A 23,726-nucleotide genomic window follows, 5' to 3' on the forward strand; every position below is an offset into this window, starting at 1 on the left:
TTCAGGCCGATGAATTTTGTAGCCTTATTACCTGTTTTCTTTGTAGGAACTTCCCGCCCACACACCCTGCACCGGAAACCAAATTCATCACCTTAAGCCACCGTTTTACCCAACTATGCACGTACCCATTCCGATCAGTTCCGAAGGGGAGGAACCGATGGAGAGTAAACCCATTTGCTACACTACAGATACAAAACAACGCGCCGAAGTGGCTAATGACTACTTCGACGAACTGGTGAAACAATACCTCCGCGATTGGATCGGTCACGGTACGGTAACGAGCTTACCCGATGAATTGTCCAGCGGTGACGCTGCGCATGATCTGGACGAATTTGTTGAAACAGGTGCCCTGCGCAGCTTTTTCAAACACCACGACGATGCCCTGGCCCTCTTGCTGGCCCACGAAGGCATTGCCAAACACCTGCTCCGGTCGGGCACTGACGTCTATTTTGAGCCGGATGCCTACGAGCCCTTGCTGGCCAAATTCGAGCGGCGCATCTACAACCTCGCTGCCCACCGCGAACACCTTGAAGTTCCGTTTCGCTATAGTCCCACCAGCCGGCAGGGTGCTCACGGCGACTCGATTGGCTGGACTGACCTGCCCCTCGATCATACTGTTCGGGAAGACATCGGCTATTATTTTGGCACCCGGCGTTCCGACGAAACGGCGCTGAATATCCTAGCCCGGCAACTGCATCGTGAAGCCGAACTGGCAGACGGTATGCCTGTATACGCTGTTACAGAAGGCTACATGCACGAATCGCTGCAAGCCATAAAAACGGCTACGGAGACGCTGCAAACTGCTGGTAACGAACAATTCCACTGCTTTGTGGTGCAACGCCGTCACGCCGCCAACGACCGCCACCTGGGGGCTGCCCTGCTCGTGATGCATCCCAGCCAGCCTAATAATCCCCTCCGCATTATTTTTTGCGATACCCTTACCCCAAATGGTCAGCCGCCCTGGTGGAACACGTTCCGAAATACGGTCGACGCGGTTTTTCCCCAGGAAGAGGGCGCTAGACCAGTATCTGACAAGCTCGAAGACGGCGGGCTGAACCTGCAACGGTTACATGATGGTGTGCCTGTTCGGCATCAGGACATCGATTGTGCATTTTACAGTGCGTCTATTGCCCGCGCGCTTATTCAATTGGCGGTGCAGTTTCCAGATCTGATTACAAGTGGTTCTATCGATGCCATTGTGCATGAAATGACCTCCCGTATGCCCGACTATTTTGTGGAAGCCAACATAGCCAAATCACCTACCACAGTGCGGGAGATCAACATAATCCGTCGCTGGAACACCGGCCGCGAAGCGTTGCTGGCTATCAGAGAGCAAAAAGCAGAGCGGTGAAAGATAAATCCTAAGCGTTGCTGGATAACGAGTTGTGCCACGCCTGCACACTGCGTCAGTAACGCTTAGGCTCATCTATCTGCGCTGGTTACTAGACTCGTTGCTCTGCGCTCAGCCTGCCGGCTAACTGCTGATACCATCGGGTGTAGCCAGCGGGGCTGAGGTGCAATCCGTCGGCTTCATAAAGGGTCATGTCGGGTTTACCATCGGGGGTAAGCATGGCGGCGGTGGCATCGACAAACTGAAACTGAGGCCGTCGGCTGATAGCATCGGCAATGAATGCGTTTGCCAACCGGATAGGCTCAACAATATGCCACCGGGCCGGGCTGGGCTTGATGGATAAAAACGTGACCGGAACGTGGGGCAGGTGCTCCTGAATTTTTTCGGCCAGGGCACAAAAAAACAGACATACTTCTTCGGGCTGACGGTCTTCGCCAAGGTCATTGTCACCAGCATAGAGCACCAGCGCAGCCGGACGGGCGGGCAACACCAGCCGCTCAAAATGCCAGGCACAGGCAGCCAGCGTGGCCCCGCCAAAACCCAGATTGAGAGGATGCAACGGGCCAAAATCGGCCTGTAGGGTAGTCCATAGCCGGATCGACGAGCTTCCGTAGAAAACGGTCCCCCCCGGCATACTTTGCCGCGCCTTGGTTTCCAGGGCACGTACTTCTTCATCAAACAAATTCATATTGGTAATGTAACCCGCCCCATTGGGTAACGGGTTCAACCATTGGTTTACTAAGCTAACTGTTTCGGCGGCGGCGCAAGGGTGTGAACTGATTGTATGGGCAAAAAAAGCACACGAACACCTCACCTTGACCGGTAGCTTGAACTACGAACAGAAGTAATTAAAAATAGCTAGCTTGGCATCACTAAACCATACTATGCAACGTATGAAATGTTGTCTTTCCTTTTCGTTGATACTTGCACTACTGCTGACGACCACGGTTAGCCTCGCGCAAGGCATTGTGTTTGAAACCGGTACATGGGCCGACGCCGTTAAGAAGGCTCGTAAACAGAAAAAACTGCTCTTTCTGCACTTCGACACCAGGGCTTGTGATGGCTGCGCCGACGTAGCCTCTATGGCGTTTAACAGCCCCCTCACCCGCGAAAAATTTGGTCAGAATTTTATCAGCTACCGTATAGACGGCACCACGGGCATTGGCAAAGAACTCGTCGACCTGTATGAGGTAGAATGCCTGCCATCGTCCATTTATCTCGACACGGACGAAAACCCACTGGCGCGGTTTTGTGGCAGCACCAGCTTCGACCGGGCCTACCTGGAAAAAGCCGAAGAGGCCCTGACCAACCAGCGTGAGCGGCCCATGAAATCAATCATAGACGCTTACGGCAAAGGAGATCGGTCGTCGGCGCTAATGCGCCAATATATTGTCCGACGCCGACAGATGGGACTCACAACCAACGACTTATTAAACGAATACGTCAGGGCGCTCCCCGCCGATTCGCTACAGTCGGCGGCCTTGTTGCGTTTCATCTTTGAGCAGGGGCCAGTGGTAGGCAGTACAGCCGATTCGGTGTTTCAGAGCAATCGGTTCCGCTACGACAGCCTTTACCGTGCTGTCGGTCTGCAAAACGCCATCAACAATAACAATCTGATTGTCAACAACTCGCTTAAGAAGGCAATCAAGGAAAAGAACACGAGGCTGGCCCTCCGAACCGCATCTTTCCGGCGGGCTACGTACGGTTCAGACATAAAAAATGGGCGGCAAAATGCCGACTGGGTGTATCTGCGCTATCTCCGGGGCGTTAAAGACACGTTGGCCTACCTGCAAAGGGCTTCGTCATATTACGACGAGTATCTGATGAATGCCAAAGTCGACTCAATCCAGAATCTGGATAACCTCGACAACCAGCGCCGGATGCGTGGGGTTATGCCACCGCCAACATCCCAGAATAGCATTCCGGGCGGGGGTGTGGCGTTTACACCTTTCCCAAACACGCAACGTTTTGTGAGTGCGTTAAACACCGGTGCCTGGGATTTTTACCAGATGACCCGCGATACTACCTATTTGAAAAAGGCGCTCACCTGGTCGAAACGATCACTGGAATTTCGCGAAGAGCCTAGTTTGATGGACACCTACGCCCATCTACTCTACCGCCTGGGCCGCAAAGAAGAAGCTCTGGACTGGCAGGAGAAAGCTGTGAAAGCAGAACAGGCGCGAACTGGTTCGCCGTTGGCTGCCTCGCTGGAAACGTCGTTGCGGAAAATGAAGGAGGGTACGCTGTAGTCAGGGTTGACCTCACTTCGCTGCCTGGCTTGTGTTCCAGATGTCGCGATAGAGCTTCCAGTTGCTGCCTTCTTTTTTCCAGACCACGATATACTTACCCGTATCCATCGTGTTGCCATCGGCACCGGCCAGAGTATATTGCCCCGTTTCGATGATGCGGTCACCAGCTTTTTCCGTCGAGGTGGTTTCCAGCGTGGATTTCTTTATGCCTGACTCAAACGCCCCTTTAAAGAACGATTCGATGGCGGTATTACCGGTGATGACGGCTCCATTGGGTGGAAATAGTTGGGCGTCGGTGGCGTAGAAGGTGCCCATGGTGGTGGCCCCCTGCCCGAAGGCCTGCATAAACGTTTTGTTGGCCGCCACAATGGCGGGGTCTACCGTCTGAGCAATTGTCTGAGCCGAGATAAATACCAAAAGCAGGAAAGTAATAGAGCGCGTTTTCATGGCAAAAAGAGTAACAAGGTGTGAATAGAACAACACAAAGTTGCCCACCAACCAACTCCCCCACCATACCGCCTTCGGGGTATTTTTCAAAACCGGTTTATCGCCGTACTTTGTTCATACCCACGTACATACGGTTTGTTGCTCATGAAATCAGGCTGGCATATTGGTTGGTTTCTACTACTGTCGCTGGTCAGTCGTGCCCAGACAATCTTGCCGTTGCCGGCTGATTTTGAAAGCGTTAGCGTTGAAAAGCCGTTTCTCTACCAACTTGTTCGGCCCGCCGACCGGCTCACGTCGGCAGATGCGCTTCCCGCCGACCTGGCTTACTGGCAATCGGCAGAGAGCATCAACTACGGGCGGGGGTCAGCTACGGGCTGGGCGCGGTTTTCGGTCCGGTCCGAACAAGCCCGGACGCTGTGGCTCGAACTGACCACCCACTTTATGGATTCGGTGGGGGTATGGGTACGGGCCGACAATGGCCCACTGCAACGGCTGCGGGGGCCTGCTTCTCACCGCGATCAGGCCACGCTGCTGGCGCCCGTCAACCACCACTATTTTCTGTATGCCCTACCCCTGCCTGCCCGTCAAACCACTACCGTCTGGGTGCGGGGCTGGGTTATTCCCGGCGACGCGCTGAAGTTTGGGGTACGGCTCTACACACCTAACCGTTTCCTGGCTGTGCAACAGCGCGATCTATGGGGCTGGGCCATGTTTGCGGGCGTAGTCCTGGCCATTCTGGGGGGCGTTACTATCGCCTTTGTTTTCTCCCAACGGACGATCTACATCCTCTACGCAGGCTACGTTGTCTGCCTGTCGGCCTACGCCCTGCTCAACGACGGCTGGGGGGCTTTCCTGCCCGATTCACTGGCCTGGTTCGATCGGATCACCACCATCGTGCATTGGCTCAACCTGGGTTTCGGGGCCTTCGTCATGTTCAGCAGGCGGTTTTTGACGGTATCGGCCAGCGCCAAAAAAGCACTCATAGTCCGCTGGCCCGAAGGCATTCCCATGATCGTTATTTGCGGCCTTATTTTTTGGGTCGAGTGGGCACACATTACGGATAATGACCTGCTTGCGCGGCTGCTGTATGCAGTGGGCTTTGTTTGTTTTGGGGGTTATGCCGTTATATGGGCAACGTACCTGGCCGATGCGTTTCGCCGAAAATACGCGCTGGCGTGGCTGCTGGTCGGGGCGGTGTCGGCGGTGCTGGGCTTTTTTGCCATCAACGCGGTGCTTATCAACTTCGGCCTTATTCAGAATCCCCTGCCCGATATGGTGGCCCTGCGCATTGCGCTGCTGGTTGAATTCACGATTCTTTCCGTAGGCTGGCTCTACCGCCGAAAGTTGCTGCAAAACGCCCGGCAACAGCTCGAAATCCAGAATCATCAGTTGCAGTCGGACGTGATACAGACGCAGGAAGCCGAACGCCAGCGCATTGCCGCCGACCTTCACGACGACTTGGGTGGTACCCTGGCTACCCTCCGCCGACGCCTGGCCGACATCAGTCAACACACCACCGATGCCGACACGCAACGCGCCTTTGCTGAGGCAGAGCCCCTCATTCAGAAAAGCAGCGATGACCTCCGCCGCATTTCGCACAACCTCATGCCCCCCGAATTTGCCCGTCTGGGCCTGGCCCCCGCCCTGGAGCAACTGGCACGTAACCAGCCGCCGCAGCCTACGCAGTTTAGCTTTGTTAAGTCAGGGAAGGAAATAAAGCTTCCGTTAGACGTGGAGCTTAATGCCTATCGCATTGTGTCGGAACTGGTGCAGAACATCCATAAACACGCCCAGGCCCAGCGGGCCGCGGTGCAATTGCTTTACCATACCGATAAACTGACCATTACGGTGGAAGACGACGGGCTGGGCAACCATTCTGTTACAAAACCTACCCAGTCTACGGGTATTGGGCTGAAAAACAGCAAACTGCGCGCCGATTATATTGGCGCAACCCTATGGCGCGACGTAAGTGAAGCCGGTACACTCGTCGTGCTGGACATCCCATACCCTTCACCCATGTATGCCGCCCGAACCAGCCTTCCAAATTCGCCTAACTGAGGAGCGGCCCGGTGTCAATCTTGCCGCACGACCAGATTAGCGGGCGGTTGCCAGGCATTATTTTGCCACGAAAAAGCAATAGGCATAGGTTTAACCGCCCACATGGTCCATTTACCTGCGTTGATTGTCTGACTCACGTTCTGCCGATATTCGTAGGTCATCACCGACACCGAGTGGGTGAGTTGACCATCCGTACCGGTGGCAGGCAAGCTATTCAGCGCGACCTGATAATTGGCCTGCGTAACGATGTATTCAACGTGTTGATCGAAGCGGTTCATAAGGCCGCGAAGGTACAGTATTACAGCATAGGCCGCCAATCAGTGCTTACACCGCTTCTCGAATTAGGGGCCTAAGGCTGCCGGCCAGTTCGGGGGTGACGGTTACGCCATGTACCGTGCTGGCGTGTTGGGCGGCCTGGGCGAGGACTTCCTCGTCGGTTTCGGCGTGAATCTGGGCGTCACAGTCAAAACCGGCGTCGCGGCATTTCAGAGTTTTCATAGCAATTGGTTTTTTTTAAGATTAATAGGTGAACATCCGGTCGCTGGCGGCGGCCAATTGCACTAGTTTCGTGGGCATAGCAAATTCGGCGGGTTTGCCCAGCAGATCAGCTTCGGTAATGCCCCGCGCTTTCGACGACATACCCGACAGGTAGAACCGCCCGCCTCCTTTCGCGATGGCTTCGTAGTGTTCGCGGAGCTTTCCCGTACCAAGGCCTTCCACCTTGTCTAAATCAGCATTGCGGAGCAGCACGACGGCATCGCCCGCCAAAAAGAGCGTAACGGTATGCCCTTCGGCCAGGGCGGTTCTGGCAACCAGAAAACCCAGCGCGGCGCGGGTAGCATCGGTAGGGCCGCAGGTGATGTGTATGAGCATTGTCATCTTTTTGGACGGGTTAGCCTGCCCCACAACGGCTGTTACCGATAAAGTAAAAAGCAGGAATAGAGCGACCAGAGCTGTTTTCAGGGTAAGGGTTGAAAGAATAGTATGCTCATGAGGAGATTAAAATGGGTTAATCTTTCGATTGAGTTACTTCGTAAAACACTTGTGGGCGGGCATGAGCCGTTGTGTAGAGTTTGAAGTACTGAGTGGCTTTATCCTTTCCATACATCTTGGTGGGCATGCTCTCGATGTCGTAATTAGCGCCTTTGATAACCGGGTCCATCACAAAAAAATAGGAATAGGTGCCGTCGGCTTCGGCCTTAGTGGGATGCAGAATGCGGGTCTGACGAAACACCCGTTGGTCGGCGGGGCTGAGTTTAGACGCGCCGGCCCAGAAAATATCGTGCAGAAAGCGTTCATACTGGGCACGCTTGTCTTTTTTTATGGGGTCGAGACACACCCACACACCTTCGCCGGAGCGGGCCATCGGGCGGGCAGGGGATTTTGATTGACCAAAGGCTTGTATAGATACAACAAGCAACACCAGCAGCGCAGAGCGTTTCATGAGTGGACAGGATTTGAAAGTGCAATTGATTAAGGTTGACTACTTGGTAGACCTTATTTGTCAGAGGGCTTGTTCAGGTATCCAGAAATTACCAATCAGCTTCCACCGGCCATTTTCTTTCTCCAAATAGCCTGCTTTGTGCGACGTTCGGCTGGTTCCATCTGGTTTCGTGTAGGTTTCGATGTACGTAACGAACGCCGCCTTCCCCACAATTCGGTAGCGATACGCCTTTGTTGTGAGTTTATCCGGGCTTTTTTGGCCGTTGGCAAACTCTTTCCGGTAGGCAGCCGCTACGGCATCATAGCCTCGGTGGTAACCCGGCTCGCTGAACGCAGTAGCCACGTAGGGAGAGTGCGCGTAGTAGCTCACCGCTTTGTCAGCGTCCGCATCCAAACAGGCTACTGAATGGCCTTCCAAAACGGCCCGAATAGCCAGTTCATCTGTTTTTCGCTGAGCAAACCCAATCGTGCTACTCACGAGCAACATGAGCAATAAAAAGTAGCGCTGGCATTTCATGGCTATCCCTCTTTTGATCTAAAAGCCCTTTAAGCCAGATTAGCCACCGGCTTGAGGCGCATCAGGTAATAGACCATGCCTAAACCCAACACCACCCGCCAACCGGTGTCAACCACGAAAAAAGTGGAACTGGGTATTCCATGAACAATTACGTGATAGATACTCAGCAGGCTAAAGCCAATCAGGTTGACGGCCTGGCCGGTCATATAGGCCCGCACCCCCTGACCCGTTTCGGCGTTGCGAATCAGCAGGCCAATAACGTTCAGGCCGAGAATAGGCATGCCCATCAATTGAAACAGGGCGATGTGAAACTTGTCCAGTGCCGGAATGCCATAGACCTGAAGCATGGCCTGAGGTGCAATCAGCATTCCCAAGACGATCAGAATGCCGTAGAGGCTGACGAGCGTAATAAACATAGTACGATTCATGACAGTGGTGTTTATAGGACCTGACAAAGGTTGCTTCCTCATTTGTCTCCCACCATACCGCCTTTGGGGTATTTTTATTGACTACACTATCGGCTTCTTTTGTACTGATCACTAGTACATTAGCTCGTCTATTTCATGAACCGCCTGTGCTATTTCGGGTGCCTGTTGAGCCTTGGGCTTACTGCGGCGCAGGCCCAGTATATGTTCATACCCAATGCCCGTCGGCTAGTCCTGATTGATTCGCTGCGTGCCACAGCTCAACACCTGCAGGCACAGCCAGCCAGTTTCCAACGCGACACGGCCCTGTTCTTTGCCCTCGACCGGTATCGGTACCACTACTTTTCGTTGAACAGACCATTTACCGAGCTAACCCAAACGATGCTCATCCTGCCCGATTCGATGTACCGGGTGGCCGCACGGCATAACTGGGCAGCCGGGCTGATTATAGCCGCCGTTCGGCGGGCCGATGCTATATCCTACCTCGGTGATAAAGTGGCGGCTATCAGACTTTACAAAGAAGCCATTGGGCGGTGCCAGCTTCATCCCCTGCCCCATGAACAGGGGATAGCCCTGATTAATCTGGCGGCCTGTTTTGCTTACCGAAAGAACGTGACCCGGACCGACTGGCAACAGACCACAACCTATATGAAGGAGGCACTTGGCCTTGCCCGCAGGTATAACGACATTGAAAACATCCATCAGTATTACAACCTGATGGGCGACTACTACGTCATCCGCAAACAGTACGCCGAAGCCCTGCCTTTTTATGAGGCCGAACAGCCGCTGATGGCCAAGCACCAACACCTCAGTGGTTACCGGACCAATCTGGCCTATCTCGGCATTTGCTATCTGCAAACCAATCAGGCACACAAAGCGTGGCCCTACCTGAACCAGTTTTTCAGCATCAGCAACACAGATCAGGGCACATACGCCACCTACCTGCATTACGTGGTGATCTACGAGCTTGGCGTGTTTTATCTGCGAAAAAGGAACTACCGGCAGGCACTGGTGTATCAACGTCAGTACGAAACCAACCTGCGCGAACGAACGCTCTTCGACCACATTGGCCATTATGAGGCTATGAGTCAGATTTACGCCGGGCTGGGAAACTACGCCAAAGCCTACGCCTATCAGCAACGGTATCTGGCCGTTCGCGACTCGCTGAAGATAGATGACACCAGCCGTCGGCTTAGTGACATTGAGGCGCAGTTGGCCAGCCAACGACAGCAAAACCAGATTCGGGCGTTGCAGAACCGTGCCCTCCAGGAACAGAACCAGACGCAACGGGCCTGGCTGCTGTTTTTAGGCAGTGGGTTCGCGTTTTTCATCTGCCTGGTTGGCCTGCTACTCTACTCAGGTCGGCTCCGTAAACAGGCTATTGCCACCCAACTGGCGCTGATGCAGCAAAAACGCGATACCAACACGCGCATCATTGATACGCAGGATGCTGAACGTCAGCGCATTGCCGCCGACCTTCACGACGATCTAGGTGGTACACTCGCCACCATCCGCCGACGCCTGGCCGACATCCGGCAGCATCTCCATGACCCCAAAGTTGCCCAAGACCTCGACGACCTCGAACCCCTCATCCAAAAAAGCGGTCACGATCTGCGGCGTATTTCCCACAACCTCATGCCCCCCGAATTTGCCCGTCTGGGCCTGGCCCCCGCTCTGGAGCAACTCGTACGCAACCAGCCGCCGCAACCCACCCAGTTCAGTTTTGTACTCTCGGGGCAGGAAACGAGGCTACCGCTGGAGATCGAGTTAAACGCCTATCGCATTGTGTCGGAGTTGGTGCAGAACATCCATAAACACGCCCAGGCCCAGCGGGCCGCGGTGCAATTGCTTTACCATACCGATAAACTGACCATTACGGTGGAAGACGACGGGCTGGGCAACCGCTCAGTTACAAAATCTACTCAGTCTACAGGTATTGGACTGAAAAATAGTAGTTTACGGGCCGAGTATATCGGCGCAACGTTATGGCGTGAAGTGAGCGAAGCCGGTACACTCGTCGTTCTGGATATTCCCTATCCGTCGCCGATGTATGCCGCCCGAACCAGTCTCCCGCATTCTCCTAATTGATGACCATCGCGTTTTCAACGATGCGTTGAAAAGTTTGCTCAATGAGCAGCCCGACCTGACGGTCTGTGGGCAGGTGTCTAAGGCGAGTGAGGCAATCCATGCCGTTCAGCGTACCAGTCCACATCTGATTTTACTGGACATCAACCTGCAGGGTGTTAACGGCATTGACCTCGGCAGGGCCATTCTGAGTGACTTTCCGCTGGTGCGGATTCTGATGCTGACAATGTATAATCAGCCTAAACTACTTGACGAGGCTCGCCGGGTGGGGCTACAGGGGTATTTGCTGAAGGATGCCAGCACCAACGATTTGCTGCGGGCCATCAGAAACGTACTGAACGGCGGCACGTCATTCGATGCAAACGTACCTAACCTCACGTCGCCGCCGGAAGACCCTTTTGGTGATCAGTTTGCCAGCCGACTGCATTTAACTTTCCGGGAAGTTGAAATTATAGCCCTGATCCGGGAGGGCCTCAGCAACGAACAGATCGCCGACAAGATTCACCTCAGCCCCGAAACGGTGAAAACGCACCGGAAGAATATTCACTTCAAACTGGGTATCAGCAAAGTGACCGAGCTGGTTCAATTTGCGATCAAAAATGGGATATAAACGAATAGACCCCAGATTAAGCAGCTTAATCTGGGGTCTATTATCTCTTAATACCGGTCGTCGTCATCCTCATCTTCTTCCTCGCCAAAATGCTTGGTGGGGTCGAACATGGAGCCGACTAAGTCTTTGAATTGCAGACCGGTGTCTAAAGCTTTCTTGCCTACGAGTGAGTATTCGGCAATGCCATGGAGGGCAAATTCCATCATAAACAACCGTTCCTGCTTGCTCAAACGCGGATGAAACTGATCCACCAGATCGTCCAGCCCGTCGATGGTGCGGAGGCGGCTTTCGTAGTCGCGGTTGGGCAGGTCGTTCAGGATGTCCATCGTGTTGCCGTCGCCAAACCAGTCGGTGATCTTTTTGTACGGGTTACCGCGCTTGTCTTTCTTGGCCTTTTCCGGGTTGGGGAAGAAGTTCAGAAACTGGGTACGGATGGCCTTACCGATCAGGTTTTGGGCCACAATGACGGGGCCTTCTACCTCGCCTTCATAGACCAGTTCCACTTTACCGCAAATGGCCGGAACCACGCCGTACAGGTCGGCAATGCGCACGTAGGTCTCTTTTTCGCTGTTGAGCAACGTGCGGCGTTCGGCCGAAGACAGCAGATTTTCGTAGGCCGAAATGGTCATCCGCGCCGACACGCCACTCTTGGCATCGACGTATTCACTCTCACGGGCTTCCACGGCAATTTGCTCGATCAGGTCAGCTACCAGGTCGTTGGTTTTCACCAGGCCTTTCTGCTCGGTCTTCACTACGGCCTCTTGCTGGGTAATCTTCCGCCCCGTCTCGATGCTCTTAGGGTAGTGCGTCACAATCTGGCTGTCAATCCGGTCTTTCAGCGGCGTTACAATGCTGCCCCGGTTCGTATAGTCCTCAGGGTTAGCCGTAAACACAAACTGAATATCGAGCGGCAGGCGCAGCTTAAAGCCTCGAATCTGAATATCGCCTTCCTGCAAAATATTGAACAAAGACACCTGAATACGGGCCTGTAAATCGGGCAATTCGTTGATCACGAAAATACACCGGTGCGAACGGGGAATAAGGCCGAAGTGAATGGTGCGCTCATCAGAATAAGGCAGTTTCAACGTGGCCGCTTTGATGGGGTCAACGTCGCCCACAAGGTCAGCGACTGATACATCGGGCGTAGCCAGTTTTTCGGTGTAGCGGTCAGCGCGGTGCATCCACGAAACAGGCGTAGCGTCGCCATGTTCGGCAATGAGATCAATGGCAAACCGCGAAAGGGGCTGCATGGGATCATCATTCAGCTCAGAGCCTGACACCACCGGAATGTATTCATCCAGCAGGTTGACCATCAGACGGGCAATTCGGGTTTTGGCTTGTCCGCGCAGCCCCAGCAGGTTGATGTGGTGCATGGACAAAATAGCCCGTTCCACATCGGGGATAACCGTTTCCTCGTAGCCCCAGATACCGGGAAACACCGTTTCTTTTGCCCTGATCTTTTGAATCAGATTCTCGCGAAGTTCCTGTTTGATTGCCCTGGGCTGATACCCGGCCGCTTTCAGCTCGCCAAGGGTTTTTATGGCCAATAATTCCTTTGCTTTCAGGTTGTGGTAACTCATTCGTTGGGGGAGTTTCTTAATGAACAATGTATAATGAACAATGTACAATGGTTGCTCACGTGAGAGTAGGCTGACGCGAAGCCATTGTACATTGTTCATTATACATTGTTCATTAAACGAAACAGCCTTTTCCGGCAAATGGTTTGGGGGCGGGGGCATTTGGCACCCCCACGTAAATGGGCTAAATTTGGTTACGCTTAGCTAGTCCTGATCTTAATGAAAAACGAGTTACCTGGTTTCTTTTGGTGTCTTCTTTTAGTGTATGTAGCCTGGGGCTGCAAGGTAGAACAGTACCCACCCGAACTCTGGGCCGTATCACCAAACCGGTACGAAATTGGCCGACCCGTTGAACTTAAAGGCGCTCAGTTTGGCGATTCCCCCCGCGTTACGTTTGGTCAGGCCGAAGCCGCCGTAGAAGCCGCTATTCAGTCGAAGACAGACCAGTCACTCATTGTTATCGTGCCCCGCGTGGCCACCGGTGCTACTCAGATTCAGGTAGCCAACAGCCAGGGGATGACGCCGCCGCTGTCGTTTACGGTATTGCAGCCACAGCCCGCATTGGGCAACGTATCACCGGCCAATGCCCCTCCCGGTGCCACAATTCGTGTGTTGGGCGAAAACCTGGACCGTATTCAAAGCGTTAAATTCGATACCACCAGCGCCACCTCGTTTACGGTGGTGTCGCCCTCTGAAGTGCAGGTCATCATCCCGACCAGGCTAAACAGAGGGCAGTCTACCCTGGTGATCACGACCGAAGGTGGCCAGTTTCGGTTTCCCTACCTGGTGGCAGGCACACCCGAGATCACGGGCTTTACCCCCAAACGGGGCCGCGCCGGGCAGGAGGTTGTCATCACGGGCCGATACTTTACCGACGGCACCGTGCGGATCAATCGTGCGCTGGTAGACCCCGCCACCATCCGCATTACCGACACTGAGATTAAAGGTGTCATTCCCAAAGAAGCCAGCACAGGCCGCATCTCGGTCACTACGTTCGACAAGCTCATTGGCACCAGCGCCGACAGTATGTACATCGCTAACCAGCCAACCATCACTACTGGCGGTCTGGGGCAAACGGAGGGCATTGTGGGCGATAAATTTCTCATTACGGGCCTGAGCTTCCTCGACGTAACGAGCGTGACCTTCGGCACGACAGCGGCTACGTTCCGCGTAGTGAGCGACACCCAGGTGGAGGTGACAGTGCCTGCCCGCACGCTACCCGGCGAAGTAGCCATCACGCTTAGCGGATTGGGTGGCTCGGTGAGCAGCCAGCCGTTCCTGTATATTTTGCCACCAGCTAACCTGACGTTTTCACCACTGCGCCGTGGTAAAAACAAGCTGGTGTCGGTGACAGGGCAAAACCTCACACGCATCACCCAGGTAACGCTCAACGGCAAGCCTGTGAGCGTTCACACACGCACAGAAGGCACTGATCTTCAATTTTTTGTGCCAACAGATGCCACTTCCGGTCCCATTGCCGTAACGAATCGTGCGGGCACCACCACCTCGACCAAGTCGCTCACCGTGGTGCAAACACCTGTGGTCACCGATTACCCCCGACGGGCGGCCGTGGGGCGGCGGATGGTGCTGAAAGGGCAGAACCTGAAAGATGGGGTAGTGCAGTTTGCCGGTGCCGCCGCCCCTGCCGTCAACGATGGCCGCAACGAGGATACCGAACTATGGGTGATCGTGCCCAACGACGCACAGACGGGTCAGTTTACTGTTACCACCGACGCGCCCGAAGTGTTTCCGTCTGAGTTGTTTACCCCCATCCGGCCCGTGACAAATATTGCCTTCACGCCCGCAAGCGGCAAAGCAGGGGCCGAAATCGTGGTGACGGGTCAGGTGATCGACGACGTGACCGACGTCCGGTTTGGGGGCGGGGCTTCACTATCTGCGTCGTTCCGCAAAGAAGCTACGTCACTGCGGGTGATCATTCCCGCCAACGCCACCGACGGCACCATCTGCCTTACAAACCCGGCCGGGATTGCCTGCTCGGTAGCTAAATTCAACGTGTATCAGTTGGTAAGCGGGCTGGCCTTTACGCCAAAAACCGGCAAAACAGGTACAGAAATAACCTTCACCGGCCAACACCTGTCCGACGTGACAGAGGTACGTTTCGGGGCGGGCAACTCATCTCCCGCTACGTTCCGACTGGTAGGTAACACCCTGGTTGCCACGCTACCTCCCGACGCTACCACCGGCACCGTTTGCCTCACCACCCCCGCCGGCACGATCTGTACGCTGGAGGCATTTGGGGTGACGAATTAGTTTAACGTTTAATGTCTAACGTCTAGGCGACCCCGTCTAAAGTTGGCTGACGCACGCACCTGTACTCTGGCGTCAGCCAACTTTAGACGGGGTCGCCTAGACGTTAGACATTAAACGTTAAACGTTAAACTAATTCATTGCATCGCCTTCCAGCGCAGGGCGTTGATGTTCTGCCCAATAAGGCGTCCTTCTTTCAGGCCGGCTTCGTTGTCCTGCCGGGTGTGAATGCCACCCAGAATGCGCGACCAACCCGACTCTTCGGCGGCTTCCCAGAATGACCGGTAAGACCGTGCTTTAAAATCGGTGTTCCGTTTGGCATCCCGCATCCGACCTACGTGCGAATCGTCGGTGAAGGAGAACGCAGAGCCATATAGGTCGGTAAGCACAATAGCCGTAGCGGCTGACTGCGTTGAATGGCCGGACGAGAATCCCGGAAATGGTGGAGCTGGCCAAAACGGCACCCAGTTGGGGTCGATGGTGCGGCGCACAAAGGTGTAGGGCCGTTCGTTGTTGTAGGCAAATTTGCACTTCCAGCAGGCCACAAACGCATCAGAAACGGCAATACCTACGCGGGCAAATGTTTCGGCCGTTTTGGCCAGATTGGCCTTGTCGGCCAGAACGGCAATGCGGGCCAGGTTGTATGAATGGCCGGGTGGTGTGAAGGTCTCGCTGGGGTCGTCGGCCCACCAAACGGCAATCTCTTTTTCCTCCTGTGTCAGGCTCGTATTCTTGGCATATACCTCCAGATACTGCGCAAAATAGCTCGACGTAGTTAGTGTAGACATGGGCAGCGGTATGGGCATAGGCAGCGTTTGAGTGCTGCTCAGAAATGTCCGGTTCTTACCCCAGTAGGGCTGCATCGGTATTTTACGGCCATTCTCGGTTGGTTGCCAGGCACCCGGATCTGTCGGTACTACATAGTCGGTGGGGAAATTGCGGCTGTAGCCTTCGTGACCACCGTCCGTTTTCGACCAGTCGAACACAGCGGCACCAACGGCTTTCCCATAGGCCAACGAGCGGGCATCCTGTTCCGTATCAGAGCTTTTGAACTGGTCGGTATAGAGCGTTTCCAGCGAGTCGATACGCTTTTTGTAGGCAGCGCTCGTGTTTGCGAACAGCCCGCGCAGCACCTCGGCCTGGGCGGCGTTGGCACTCAGTGCCCAGTTGTAGGTCTTGTTAGCTTCAGTAACGGGCAAACTGGTCAGGCCCTGCAGTTGCCGGGCCAATGACTGGTTGGCCGGCATGCCGGCCACCACGGCTTCGTACATGGCAATACCCGCATACCCAAACGTACGCGAAGCCACAGGTGGCGTAAAGCCGGGGCTGTTGCGAATCAGTTTCAGGTGCATATCGCTCCAGCCAAGGGGCACCTGATTGCTATAGGTGGTAGCGTTCGTTACCTGGGGCGTCACTGGCGTTGTGATTTCACCCGGACGACACGCCTGAAGCACTACCACAGCCATAAGTATGACGGGCAGTGCGCGTTTTTTTCGGGCAACTGACTGAGCAGATGGCCGTAAAGGGAAAGGTGGTTGTTGCGTCATAAAAAGAGTTTGTACGTTGCCTGTGTTCATCGGCAGGATACAGTCAGTCAACTATTTAGCAAAAACGAGGCCAAAAGCAGACTGACCTTCTGCGCCTTTTCTCTTGGACCCGGTAAAAGAAAATACAACGAAAAGGCCTTAATTCGCGCTCTACGTTATCCCTAACCTGCTTTTGCACGATGCTACGATACCTGTTCCTATGCCTGTTGACGGCCTATAGCCTGAGTGGCCTGGCGCAATCACGGCGGCGGTTAAACGCCATGCCTACCGTTACGACCAATGCCCCTGTGCCGGTGATGACGGCTCCGCAGCCACACCTGCTGGAAGGCGTTACACTCAATAGCTCCCTGCTGAACCGGGGCGTGCGCTATTCGGTCATTCTACCCCCAGACTACTACACTTCCAACCGCCGTTACCCGGTGGTTTATCTTCTCCACGGCTATTCGGATGATGAAACCGGCTGGACGCAGTTTGGCGAAGCCGACCACATCATCGACGAAGGTGTGCGCAAGGGGACCCTGCCTTCCATGATTGTGGTCATGCCCGACGCCGGCGTAACCTGGTACATGAACGACTACCAGAACAAGACCCGCTACGAAGACATGTTTGTGACCGAGTTCATCCCGCATATCGACTCAACGTACCGCACCCGCACGAAGCGCGAATTTCGGGGTATATCGGGCCTGTCGATGGGGGGCCACGGGTCGCTGCTGCTGGCTATGCACCACCCCGATCTGTTTGGGTCATGTGCGGCCCTGAGCGCGGCAGTGTTTACGGATAAAGACATCGTGAACACGCCTGAAGACCGGTACAACAACGTATTTAGCTTTCTGTTTAGCGGTCCCGTTACGGGCGAAGCCCGACTGACAGCACACTACAAACGCAACAGCCCCATGGTGCTGGCAGCCTCGGCACCAGAGGGTGATCTTAAGAAAGTGCGCTGGTACCTCGACTGTGGCGACGACGATTTCCTGTCTGCCGCCAATGCGCAATTGCACATGACGCTGCTGGACCGCAAAATTCCCCATGAATACCGCGTTCGCGACGGTGCCCACACCTGGAGCTACTGGCGCACTGGCCTCCCCGACGCGCTGGACTTCATTGGCAAGAGTTTTCACCGGTAAAAAGAAGTAAGAAGCAAGATAGAAGAGCCAAGGCTTTCGTTCAACCCTCTTGTCTCTCACTTCTTGTTTCTTGTTCCTCCTTCCAATGACCCTCACCATCGACATCGGTAATTCGGATATTGTGGTTGGCTATTATGCCGATGATGCCTGGCAACACGTTTGGCGCGTACCCAGCCGCCCGGCTCAGTCGGCCGCGTTTTATCAGCGCCAACTACGTATGTGGCTGCTGGAGGCCGACCTGCCCCTAAGCAGTGTTCACCGGTCGGTGATTAGCAGCGTAGTGCCAGCCCTCACCAGCAACGTGCGCGAAGCTGTGGCCGAACTGTTTGCGGTGATGCCCGTGGTGGTGGGACCTGGCGTGTATCCATACCTACCCGTTGAGGTGGTGCGCCCGCAGGAAGTTGGCACCGATCTGGTAGCCAACGCCGTGGCTGCACTGTCGCAGTTTAAACAGAACTGTGTGGTGGTCGATTTTGGCACGGCATTAACATTTACAACGGTGTCGGCTACGGGCAAAATGCTGGGCATTGCCATCACACCCGGCCTGAAAACGGCTATTCGGTCGTTGTTTGCCAACACGGCGCAACTGCCCGAAGTACCCATTGAAATGCCCGCCTCAGCGTTGGGCACCAATACCGTGCTGGCGATTCAGGCAGGGGTAGTCATGGGCTACGAAAGTCTGGTGCGTGGCATGATTGCCCGCATCCGCGCTGAGCTAAATGGCGACTGCATTGCCGTGGCTACGGGCGGGCTTTCGCAGGCCATTCCAAGTCTGCACAATGAGTTTGTGGCCGTAGTGCCCTCACTTACCCTCGACGGCATACGGCTCATCGGCGACTACGTACCCGCCGAGGGACATCGGGTCTGAGGCATCATCACCTCGTTTGTTATTCTACTACATCGTAGAGATCGCTCCCCAACTACATGATAGACAAGTGTTTAGTAAATTTATTTTGCGCATAGCAGCTTTATTTCTGCCTGGTTAATCAACTGGCTCAGGCCGCACTAAAAGCAGAATTTTAAGCCATAGAGGCCCTTTTTGCCGCACGTTCACAAACTTGTTGGCACAGAGTAGCAGGCCATACAATAAGGTGCCTTTTTGCTGGCACGACTTTCTTTATCCCTGTTGACGTACACCTGATACGATACTACCTCTGGCGGTATCGGTATATAAAAACGCTCAACAACTATGAAACATGTTTTTCTTCTGCTCCTGATCTGGAGCCTGTCGCTGACTGCTGCATGGGGCAGTAATGATGTCTGGAACAACGGCTACGTAACCTTGCCGGATGGCCAGAGAATAGAAGGTCAGCTCAACTACAACTGGAAGGCCGAGGTATTGCGGGTAAAAATCTCCGACGGCACAGCCAAAGCCTACTCGGCCAGTCGCGTTCGTTCATTTGCTTACTTCGATGACGAGCAGAACCTCCTGCGGCGATTCAGCGCCATAGCTTTCGCTGGTCCCGACGATACGCGGCGGTTTGTATTTATGGAAGAATGTACCGTTGGTAAGCTATCGGTGTATCGTCGGTTGCACCACGCGCACGAATTTATCAAGATGGGCCGCCCGTCTCTGTTCGGCAGCGACCGGGAGATGATCAAGGATTATGACAATTTTGACTATATAGTCCTGGATGATACGCAAGTAACAGACCTCCAGCATTTTAGCACGGACCTTTGGCCTCAAATGCAAAGTGAGTTTAGTGGGCCTCTCGGCGATTACGTTAAAACACGCCAACTGGACATTACGTCTACTGTGGCAAAGCTAATGCTCATCAATCAGTACAATTACCTGAAAATCAAGGCCGATGAAAATGCAGTAGCCACAGAGGAAGAAACTCCGGAAAGTGGATCGGTAGAGCCAGCGGCAGGTATTAACAGCGCACAGGAATAGCCCCCCACGTCAACTGGCGGGTTCGTCTTTTTCGGTATCTCTCGTGTCTTTCGGCAAACTCTTTTTGCGCTTCCGTAGGGCCTCAGCCAGCAGGTATTCGATTTGTCCGTTCACACTCCTGAACTCGGCCTGCGCCCAGCGTTCCAGTTCAGCCAGCGTTTCGGGGCTAATCCGCAACAGAAATCCTTTCTTTTCAGCCATAAGTAAAAGAGTGGTAAGCGGTGAGTGATGAACGGTGAGTTTGCTTACGCCAAAGCAATTATGTAGGCGTAAGCAAACTCACCGTTCATCACTCACCACTTACCACTAATAAAGCGATCCTGCATTCACCACAGGATTAACATTCTTTTCGCCGCAGAGCACCACCAGCAGGTTGCTGACCATGGCGGCTTTGCGCTCTTCATCGAGTTCCACCACATTCTTTTCGGCCAGCCGGGCCAGGGCCATTTCTACCATGCCCACGGCCCCTTCCACAATCAGCCGCCGGGCCGATACCACCGCCGACGCCTGCTGCCGCTGCAACATAGCCCCCGCAATTTCGGGCGAGTATGCCAGGTGGCTAATGCGGGCTTCGTGAACCTCCACTCCGGCGCGGGCCAGGCGTTCATTCAGCTCCTGTTCCAGGTATTCGTTGATCTGTCCCGTACTGTCGCGTAGCGTTACCGACGATGTTTCATCTTCCATGTGGTCGTAGGCGTAAGAACCTGCCAGGCTGCGCACCGCCGCTTCGGCCTGAATCTGCACATACTGCACGTAGTTGTCTACGTCGTAAAGTGCCCGCGCCGTATCAACCACGCGCCATACCACCACGGCGGCAATCTCGATGGGATTGCCCATTTTGTCGTTCACTTTCAGCGTTTGCCCGTTCAGGTTGCGCGCCCGCAGACTAATGGCTTCTGCTTTGTAAAGCGGGTTGATCCAGCGCAGGCCCGTTTCTTTCAACGTCCCCACGTAATCGCCGAAGAACGTGGCGGCTACACCCTGATTGGGATAAATGATGCAGAGACCTTTAAACAGAAAAAGGGCCAGTAGCGTTAGCAGGCCCGCTAAAATGACGCTTTCGAGTTGGGTGAACAGGTATATGCCCAGCAAGAGGCAGAGGAGGGCCGCTGCCAAAAATAAATAACCCGAAGCAGAGGTAATCGATTTTTCAGTCATGGTTCAGATGTGTTATCAAAAGGATAGCACAATAGTATTGCTTAACAACAAACTAACCCGCTGATTTTTAGACCAGCGGGTTAGTTTGTTGTTGGACGGTAACAGGAGAGTTACTTCAGGAAATAAGTGCTTTTTCGGAAATCGGGGGTAGCTAACGTACTTTTGCACCCTGATTTTTCGATACTATTGCCGGGGTGCCGGTATCTTTTGATGCTAAGCGAACAAGAAGTAAACAGACGAAACAAACGCGAAGAACTGATGCGGATGGGTATTGACCCCTACCCCGCCGACCTCTTCGACGTGACCCATACCATTACCCAAATCCGCGACGCCTTTGCCGACAAAGCCGGACAGGAAACACAGGGCGGCTACGAATCACACCTCGACTTTGCCGGAGACTCTACCTGGGGGACCGTGCGGCTGGCCGGTCGGCTTATGGGATTCCGCATCATGGGCGCGGCAGCCTTCGCCGAAATGCAGGATAGCACCAGTCGGATGCAGCTCTATTTCAAGCGCGACGACATTTGCCCCGGCGACGACAAATCGATGTACAACACGGTGTTCAAGAAGCTTCTCGACATCGGTGATATCATTGGCGTGGAAGGCAATGTGTTTACTACCCAAACTGGCGAGCTGTCTATTTATGTGCGGTCGTTTAAGGTGCTGACCAAGTCACTGCGGCCCCTGCCGGTGGTGAAAGAAGTAGTGAATGAAGACACCGGCGAGAAAGAAACCTACGACGCCTTCACCGATCCTGAGCTGCGCTACCGCCAACGCTACGTAGACCTGATCGTGAATCCGCAGGTGCGCGAGGTGTTCATCAAACGCTCAAAGCTGGTCAACTCAATCCGGCAGTACCTAAGCGGCAAAGGGTATCTGGAAGTGGAAACCCCCATTTTGCAGCCCATCCACGGCGGAGCTACGGCGCGGCCGTTCCAGACGCACCATAATACGCTCGACATGACGCTGTACCTGCGCATTGCCAACGAGCTGTACCTTAAGCGGTTGATTGTAGGCGGCTACGACGGTGTATTCGAATTTGCCAAAGACTTCCGTAATGAGGGTATGGACCGGACCCACAACCCGGAGTTTACGCAGGTGGAGTTTTACGTAGCCTATAAAGACTACAACTGGATGATGGACACCATTGAAGAGATGGTGGAAAAAGTGGCCATCGACGTAGCGGGCACCACCCAGGTGACCGTCGGCGATAACGTCATCGACTTCAAACGTCCCTGGAAACGATACACCATGTTCGAGGCCATTCAGGCATATACCGGCGTGGATGTGTCGGCGATGAATGAAGCCGAACTGCGCCAAACCGCCGAAAGCCGTGGCATCAAAACCGACGCGTCGATGGGTAAATCGAAGCTGATTGATGAGTTGTTTGGCGAGGCTTGTGAGCCGAACATGATTCAGCCCACGTTCATTACGGATTACCCCGTCGAGATGTCGCCGCTGACCAAAAAGCACCGTAGCAAACCGGGGCTGGTGGAACGGTTTGAGGCTATCTGCAATGGCAAAGAAATCGCCAACGCCTATTCTGAGTTGAACGACCCCATTGATCAGCGGGCACGGTTTGAAGAGCAGCTTGAACTGGCCAAACGCGGCGACGACGAAGCGATGGCGATGGATGAAGACTTTTTGCGGGCGCTGGAATATGGTATGCCTCCCACGGCGGGTGTCGGCCTGGGTATTGATCGGCTGGCGATGATTATGACCAATCAGGCCAGCATTCAGGAAGTACTGTTTTTCCCGCAGATGCGCCCCGAAAAGAAAGAAGACATCTCGACCGAAGCCGATTTCGTGGCGGCGGGCGTTCCCGAAGCGTGGGTGCCGGCCCTGCAGAAGTTGGGTTACCAGACCGTAGCGCAACTCCACACAGCCAGCCCCAATAAGCTCTTCAACGACCTCGGTGGGGTGCGTAAGAAGCTAAAAATGACCGACGTACCCATGCCAAGTATGACGGAGGTACATCAATGGACGGGGCATTGAAGGGGGGTTTAAGGTTTAACGTCTAAGGTTGCTTCGCCCATGTCAGACGGAGCGTTGCTCCGTTTATTCCAGCGTAAAAACGGAGCAACGCTCCGTCTGACATGGGCGAAGCAACCTTAGACGTTAAACCTTAAACCCTTTTAAAAGCAAAAAGCCCCCTACCTTGCGGTTGGGGGCTTTTTACGTTTAGGGCTGCTTAGTCAACCTTACGCACCTTAACGGCGTTGAGGCCTTTTTTGCCTTCAACGACATCAAACTCAACCCGGTCTTTTTCGCGGATAGTGGCACCGTTCAACCCGGTAATGTGAACGAAAATGTCACGGCCATCAGCGTCGTCAACGATAAAGCCGAAGCCTTTACTTTCGTTGAAGAATTTAACCACACCTGTTTGCATGATAATTGGTAGAAATTAAATTGGTAAAAATTGTCAACATAACGACTAACAAAGCACGCGAAACAGGAACCAATGCACACGCAAGACGGCGTACCGGGTAAAACGCACTGAACTTTGTAGAGAAAACGTGTCAAAAACCCTTCGGTTTATTCACGTTGACGAAACACAAACATAAAAAATTAGTTCAAGTGACAAAACGAAAGCTCGCCGAAAATGAGTAGTTTAGGCGAAGCACCGTTGGCCAAATGAGCATACGGTCCTAATAAGCGGCCACCAAGCGCTATTTTTGTACACAATCGGTTTGGCAAGCCAACATCAGCATACCACAGACAATGGATCAGGGAATCAATAAGCTTCGTTATTTCGTCGAGCAGCAGGCCTTCGGTGTTTGCGCCCGGCTGGGTGCGCGGATGAACATTTCCGCCAGCAGCATCCGTCTATATTTTATTTATACCTCCTGCCTCACGCTCGGCTCGCCGGTGATCCTCTACCTGATCGCCGCTTTCTGGCTCGAAATGCGCACACACATACGCCGCAACGCTAATCCTACGGTTTGGGAGTTTTAGAGAGGTTAAGAAGCAAGA

24 protein-coding genes are annotated in these 23,726 nt (G+C 54.1%); 11 read left to right on the forward strand and 13 right to left on the reverse strand.

Annotated elements, in window-relative coordinates:
- Positions 1-115: 115 nt before the first annotated feature.
- Positions 116-1,351: a hypothetical protein gene (locus J2I47_RS20530; RefSeq protein ID WP_229374815.1), complete on the forward strand. Its 1,236-nt coding sequence runs from the start codon at positions 116-118 to the stop codon at positions 1,349-1,351.
- Between the two features lie 91 nt (positions 1,352-1,442).
- Here J2I47_RS20530 and J2I47_RS20535 read toward each other — a convergent pair whose 3' ends face one another.
- Positions 1,443-2,039, reverse strand: coding sequence for a GDSL-type esterase/lipase family protein (locus J2I47_RS20535; protein WP_207366480.1), 597 nt, complete (start codon positions 2,037-2,039; stop codon positions 1,443-1,445).
- A 205-nt stretch (positions 2,040-2,244) separates the two neighbouring features.
- On the opposite strand from J2I47_RS20535, the gene J2I47_RS20540 reads away from it, so the two are divergent.
- Entirely contained in the window at positions 2,245-3,600 is a 1,356-nt protein-coding gene (locus J2I47_RS20540; RefSeq protein WP_207366481.1) for a thioredoxin family protein, read from the forward strand.
- Between the two features lie 12 nt (positions 3,601-3,612).
- Here J2I47_RS20540 and J2I47_RS20545 read toward each other — a convergent pair whose 3' ends face one another.
- Positions 3,613-4,047 carry a YybH family protein gene (locus tag J2I47_RS20545; protein ID WP_207366482.1) on the reverse strand — a complete coding sequence of 145 codons (435 nt, stop codon included), beginning with the start codon at positions 4,045-4,047 and terminating at the stop codon, positions 3,613-3,615.
- 144 nt (positions 4,048-4,191) lie between these two features.
- On the opposite strand from J2I47_RS20545, the gene J2I47_RS20550 reads away from it, so the two are divergent.
- Positions 4,192-6,105 (forward strand): sensor histidine kinase, encoded by a 1,914-nt coding sequence (locus J2I47_RS20550; protein ID WP_207366483.1) that lies wholly within the window; start codon positions 4,192-4,194, stop codon positions 6,103-6,105.
- Between the two features lie 14 nt (positions 6,106-6,119).
- On the opposite strand, the gene J2I47_RS20555 is transcribed toward J2I47_RS20550, so the two are convergent.
- From J2I47_RS20555 to J2I47_RS20580, 6 genes are all read right to left on the reverse strand, one after another.
- Complete coding sequence (locus J2I47_RS20555; protein ID WP_207366484.1) at positions 6,120-6,383, reverse strand: hypothetical protein; 264 nt, start codon at positions 6,381-6,383, stop codon at positions 6,120-6,122.
- 46 nt (positions 6,384-6,429) lie between these two features.
- Positions 6,430-6,603 (reverse strand): DUF1059 domain-containing protein, encoded by a 174-nt coding sequence (locus J2I47_RS20560; protein WP_207366485.1) that lies wholly within the window; start codon positions 6,601-6,603, stop codon positions 6,430-6,432.
- Between the two features lie 21 nt (positions 6,604-6,624).
- Positions 6,625-6,984, reverse strand: a complete 360-nt coding sequence (locus J2I47_RS20565) for a DsrE family protein (RefSeq protein ID WP_207366486.1) — start codon at positions 6,982-6,984, stop codon at positions 6,625-6,627.
- Positions 6,985-7,114: 130 nt separating this feature from the next.
- Entirely contained in the window at positions 7,115-7,549 is a 435-nt protein-coding gene (locus J2I47_RS20570; RefSeq protein ID WP_207366487.1) for a hypothetical protein, read from the reverse strand.
- Positions 7,550-7,609: 60 nt separating this feature from the next.
- Positions 7,610-8,065, reverse strand: coding sequence for a YybH family protein (locus tag J2I47_RS20575; RefSeq protein WP_207366488.1), 456 nt, complete (start codon positions 8,063-8,065; stop codon positions 7,610-7,612).
- A gap of 29 nt (positions 8,066-8,094) precedes the next feature.
- Positions 8,095-8,493, reverse strand: a complete 399-nt coding sequence (locus J2I47_RS20580) for a hypothetical protein (RefSeq protein WP_207366489.1) — start codon at positions 8,491-8,493, stop codon at positions 8,095-8,097.
- 135 nt (positions 8,494-8,628) lie between these two features.
- Here J2I47_RS20580 and J2I47_RS20585 point away from each other — a divergent pair, with 135 nt between their 5' ends.
- Together J2I47_RS20585 and J2I47_RS20590 are read left to right on the forward strand one after the other, a co-directional pair.
- Complete coding sequence (locus tag J2I47_RS20585; protein WP_229374817.1) at positions 8,629-10,578, forward strand: tetratricopeptide repeat-containing sensor histidine kinase; 1,950 nt, start codon at positions 8,629-8,631, stop codon at positions 10,576-10,578.
- Positions 10,541-11,185 (forward strand): response regulator, encoded by a 645-nt coding sequence (locus J2I47_RS20590; protein ID WP_207366490.1) that lies wholly within the window; start codon positions 10,541-10,543, stop codon positions 11,183-11,185. Before J2I47_RS20585 ends, J2I47_RS20590 begins: the two co-directional genes overlap by 38 nt.
- A gap of 47 nt (positions 11,186-11,232) precedes the next feature.
- On the opposite strand, the gene J2I47_RS20595 is transcribed toward J2I47_RS20590, so the two are convergent.
- Positions 11,233-12,765: a P-loop NTPase family protein gene (locus tag J2I47_RS20595; RefSeq protein WP_207366491.1), complete on the reverse strand. Its 1,533-nt coding sequence runs from the start codon at positions 12,763-12,765 to the stop codon at positions 11,233-11,235.
- A gap of 216 nt (positions 12,766-12,981) precedes the next feature.
- Between J2I47_RS20595 and J2I47_RS20600 the strand changes: the two genes are divergently transcribed.
- Complete coding sequence (locus tag J2I47_RS20600; RefSeq protein WP_207366492.1) at positions 12,982-15,033, forward strand: IPT/TIG domain-containing protein; 2,052 nt, start codon at positions 12,982-12,984, stop codon at positions 15,031-15,033.
- 134 nt (positions 15,034-15,167) lie between these two features.
- On the opposite strand, the gene J2I47_RS20605 is transcribed toward J2I47_RS20600, so the two are convergent.
- Positions 15,168-16,496, reverse strand: a complete 1,329-nt coding sequence (locus tag J2I47_RS20605) for a vanadium-dependent haloperoxidase (protein ID WP_207366541.1) — start codon at positions 16,494-16,496, stop codon at positions 15,168-15,170.
- A 260-nt stretch (positions 16,497-16,756) separates the two neighbouring features.
- Here J2I47_RS20605 and J2I47_RS20610 point away from each other — a divergent pair, with 260 nt between their 5' ends.
- From J2I47_RS20610 to J2I47_RS20620, 3 genes are all read left to right on the forward strand, one after another.
- A complete protein-coding gene (locus J2I47_RS20610; protein ID WP_207366493.1) occupies positions 16,757-17,701 on the forward strand; it encodes an alpha/beta hydrolase in 945 nt (314 codons plus the stop codon).
- Positions 17,702-17,786: 85 nt separating this feature from the next.
- The gene (locus J2I47_RS20615; protein WP_207366494.1) at positions 17,787-18,569 is read left to right on the forward strand and encodes a type III pantothenate kinase; all 783 of its coding nucleotides are present in this window, start codon (positions 17,787-17,789) and stop codon (positions 18,567-18,569) included.
- A gap of 321 nt (positions 18,570-18,890) precedes the next feature.
- On the forward strand, positions 18,891-19,595 hold the full coding sequence (locus J2I47_RS20620) for a hypothetical protein (protein ID WP_207366495.1): 705 nt from the start codon (positions 18,891-18,893) through the stop codon (positions 19,593-19,595).
- Between the two features lie 9 nt (positions 19,596-19,604).
- Here the strand turns inward: J2I47_RS20620 and J2I47_RS20625 are convergent, their stop codons facing one another.
- Both J2I47_RS20625 and J2I47_RS20630 read right to left on the reverse strand, forming a co-directional pair.
- Positions 19,605-19,796, reverse strand: coding sequence for a type II toxin-antitoxin system antitoxin (locus J2I47_RS20625; RefSeq protein WP_207366496.1), 192 nt, complete (start codon positions 19,794-19,796; stop codon positions 19,605-19,607).
- Between the two features lie 105 nt (positions 19,797-19,901).
- Positions 19,902-20,753: an SPFH domain-containing protein gene (locus J2I47_RS20630; protein ID WP_207366497.1), complete on the reverse strand. Its 852-nt coding sequence runs from the start codon at positions 20,751-20,753 to the stop codon at positions 19,902-19,904.
- A gap of 210 nt (positions 20,754-20,963) precedes the next feature.
- Between J2I47_RS20630 and lysS the strand changes: the two genes are divergently transcribed.
- Positions 20,964-22,748, forward strand: coding sequence for a lysine--tRNA ligase (lysS, locus tag J2I47_RS20635; protein WP_229374822.1), 1,785 nt, complete (start codon positions 20,964-20,966; stop codon positions 22,746-22,748).
- 196 nt (positions 22,749-22,944) lie between these two features.
- Here the strand turns inward: lysS and J2I47_RS20640 are convergent, their stop codons facing one another.
- Positions 22,945-23,142 (reverse strand): cold-shock protein, encoded by a 198-nt coding sequence (locus tag J2I47_RS20640; protein ID WP_207366499.1) that lies wholly within the window; start codon positions 23,140-23,142, stop codon positions 22,945-22,947.
- Positions 23,143-23,474: 332 nt separating this feature from the next.
- Here J2I47_RS20640 and J2I47_RS20645 point away from each other — a divergent pair, with 332 nt between their 5' ends.
- A complete protein-coding gene (locus J2I47_RS20645; protein WP_229374824.1) occupies positions 23,475-23,708 on the forward strand; it encodes a PspC domain-containing protein in 234 nt (77 codons plus the stop codon).
- Positions 23,709-23,726: the final 18 nt, after the last annotated feature.

Origin of the sequence: Fibrella rubiginis, assembly GCF_017353185.1 — a bacterium.
Lineage (GTDB): Bacteria > Bacteroidota > Bacteroidia > Cytophagales > Spirosomataceae > Fibrella > Fibrella rubiginis.

What these genes read in the sequence shown, in the direction of transcription:
- J2I47_RS20530 (WP_229374815.1), top strand. Translation starts at nt 116, where the DNA reads ATGCACGTACCCATTCCGATCAGTTCCGAAGGGGAGGAACCGATGGAG.
- J2I47_RS20535 (WP_207366480.1), bottom strand. Translation starts at nt 2,039, where the DNA reads ATGAATTTGTTTGATGAAGAAGTACGTGCCCTGGAAACCAAGGCGCGG.
- J2I47_RS20540 (WP_207366481.1), top strand. Translation starts at nt 2,245, where the DNA reads ATGAAATGTTGTCTTTCCTTTTCGTTGATACTTGCACTACTGCTGACG.
- J2I47_RS20545 (WP_207366482.1), bottom strand. Translation starts at nt 4,047, where the DNA reads ATGAAAACGCGCTCTATTACTTTCCTGCTTTTGGTATTTATCTCGGCT.
- J2I47_RS20550 (WP_207366483.1), top strand. Translation starts at nt 4,192, where the DNA reads ATGAAATCAGGCTGGCATATTGGTTGGTTTCTACTACTGTCGCTGGTC.
- J2I47_RS20555 (WP_207366484.1), bottom strand. Translation starts at nt 6,383, where the DNA reads ATGAACCGCTTCGATCAACACGTTGAATACATCGTTACGCAGGCCAAT.
- J2I47_RS20560 (WP_207366485.1), bottom strand. Translation starts at nt 6,603, where the DNA reads ATGAAAACTCTGAAATGCCGCGACGCCGGTTTTGACTGTGACGCCCAG.
- J2I47_RS20565 (WP_207366486.1), bottom strand. Translation starts at nt 6,984, where the DNA reads ATGACAATGCTCATACACATCACCTGCGGCCCTACCGATGCTACCCGC.
- J2I47_RS20570 (WP_207366487.1), bottom strand. Translation starts at nt 7,549, where the DNA reads ATGAAACGCTCTGCGCTGCTGGTGTTGCTTGTTGTATCTATACAAGCC.
- J2I47_RS20575 (WP_207366488.1), bottom strand. Translation starts at nt 8,065, where the DNA reads ATGAAATGCCAGCGCTACTTTTTATTGCTCATGTTGCTCGTGAGTAGC.
- J2I47_RS20580 (WP_207366489.1), bottom strand. Translation starts at nt 8,493, where the DNA reads ATGAATCGTACTATGTTTATTACGCTCGTCAGCCTCTACGGCATTCTG.
- J2I47_RS20585 (WP_229374817.1), top strand. Translation starts at nt 8,629, where the DNA reads ATGAACCGCCTGTGCTATTTCGGGTGCCTGTTGAGCCTTGGGCTTACT.
- J2I47_RS20590 (WP_207366490.1), top strand. Translation starts at nt 10,541, where the DNA reads ATGCCGCCCGAACCAGTCTCCCGCATTCTCCTAATTGATGACCATCGC.
- J2I47_RS20595 (WP_207366491.1), bottom strand. Translation starts at nt 12,765, where the DNA reads ATGAGTTACCACAACCTGAAAGCAAAGGAATTATTGGCCATAAAAACC.
- J2I47_RS20600 (WP_207366492.1), top strand. Translation starts at nt 12,982, where the DNA reads ATGAAAAACGAGTTACCTGGTTTCTTTTGGTGTCTTCTTTTAGTGTAT.
- J2I47_RS20605 (WP_207366541.1), bottom strand. Translation starts at nt 16,496, where the DNA reads ATGGCTGTGGTAGTGCTTCAGGCGTGTCGTCCGGGTGAAATCACAACG.
- J2I47_RS20610 (WP_207366493.1), top strand. Translation starts at nt 16,757, where the DNA reads ATGCTACGATACCTGTTCCTATGCCTGTTGACGGCCTATAGCCTGAGT.
- J2I47_RS20615 (WP_207366494.1), top strand. Translation starts at nt 17,787, where the DNA reads ATGACCCTCACCATCGACATCGGTAATTCGGATATTGTGGTTGGCTAT.
- J2I47_RS20620 (WP_207366495.1), top strand. Translation starts at nt 18,891, where the DNA reads ATGAAACATGTTTTTCTTCTGCTCCTGATCTGGAGCCTGTCGCTGACT.
- J2I47_RS20625 (WP_207366496.1), bottom strand. Translation starts at nt 19,796, where the DNA reads ATGGCTGAAAAGAAAGGATTTCTGTTGCGGATTAGCCCCGAAACGCTG.
- J2I47_RS20630 (WP_207366497.1), bottom strand. Translation starts at nt 20,753, where the DNA reads ATGACTGAAAAATCGATTACCTCTGCTTCGGGTTATTTATTTTTGGCA.
- lysS (WP_229374822.1), top strand. Translation starts at nt 20,964, where the DNA reads ATGCTAAGCGAACAAGAAGTAAACAGACGAAACAAACGCGAAGAACTG.
- J2I47_RS20640 (WP_207366499.1), bottom strand. Translation starts at nt 23,142, where the DNA reads ATGCAAACAGGTGTGGTTAAATTCTTCAACGAAAGTAAAGGCTTCGGC.
- J2I47_RS20645 (WP_229374824.1), top strand. Translation starts at nt 23,475, where the DNA reads ATGGATCAGGGAATCAATAAGCTTCGTTATTTCGTCGAGCAGCAGGCC.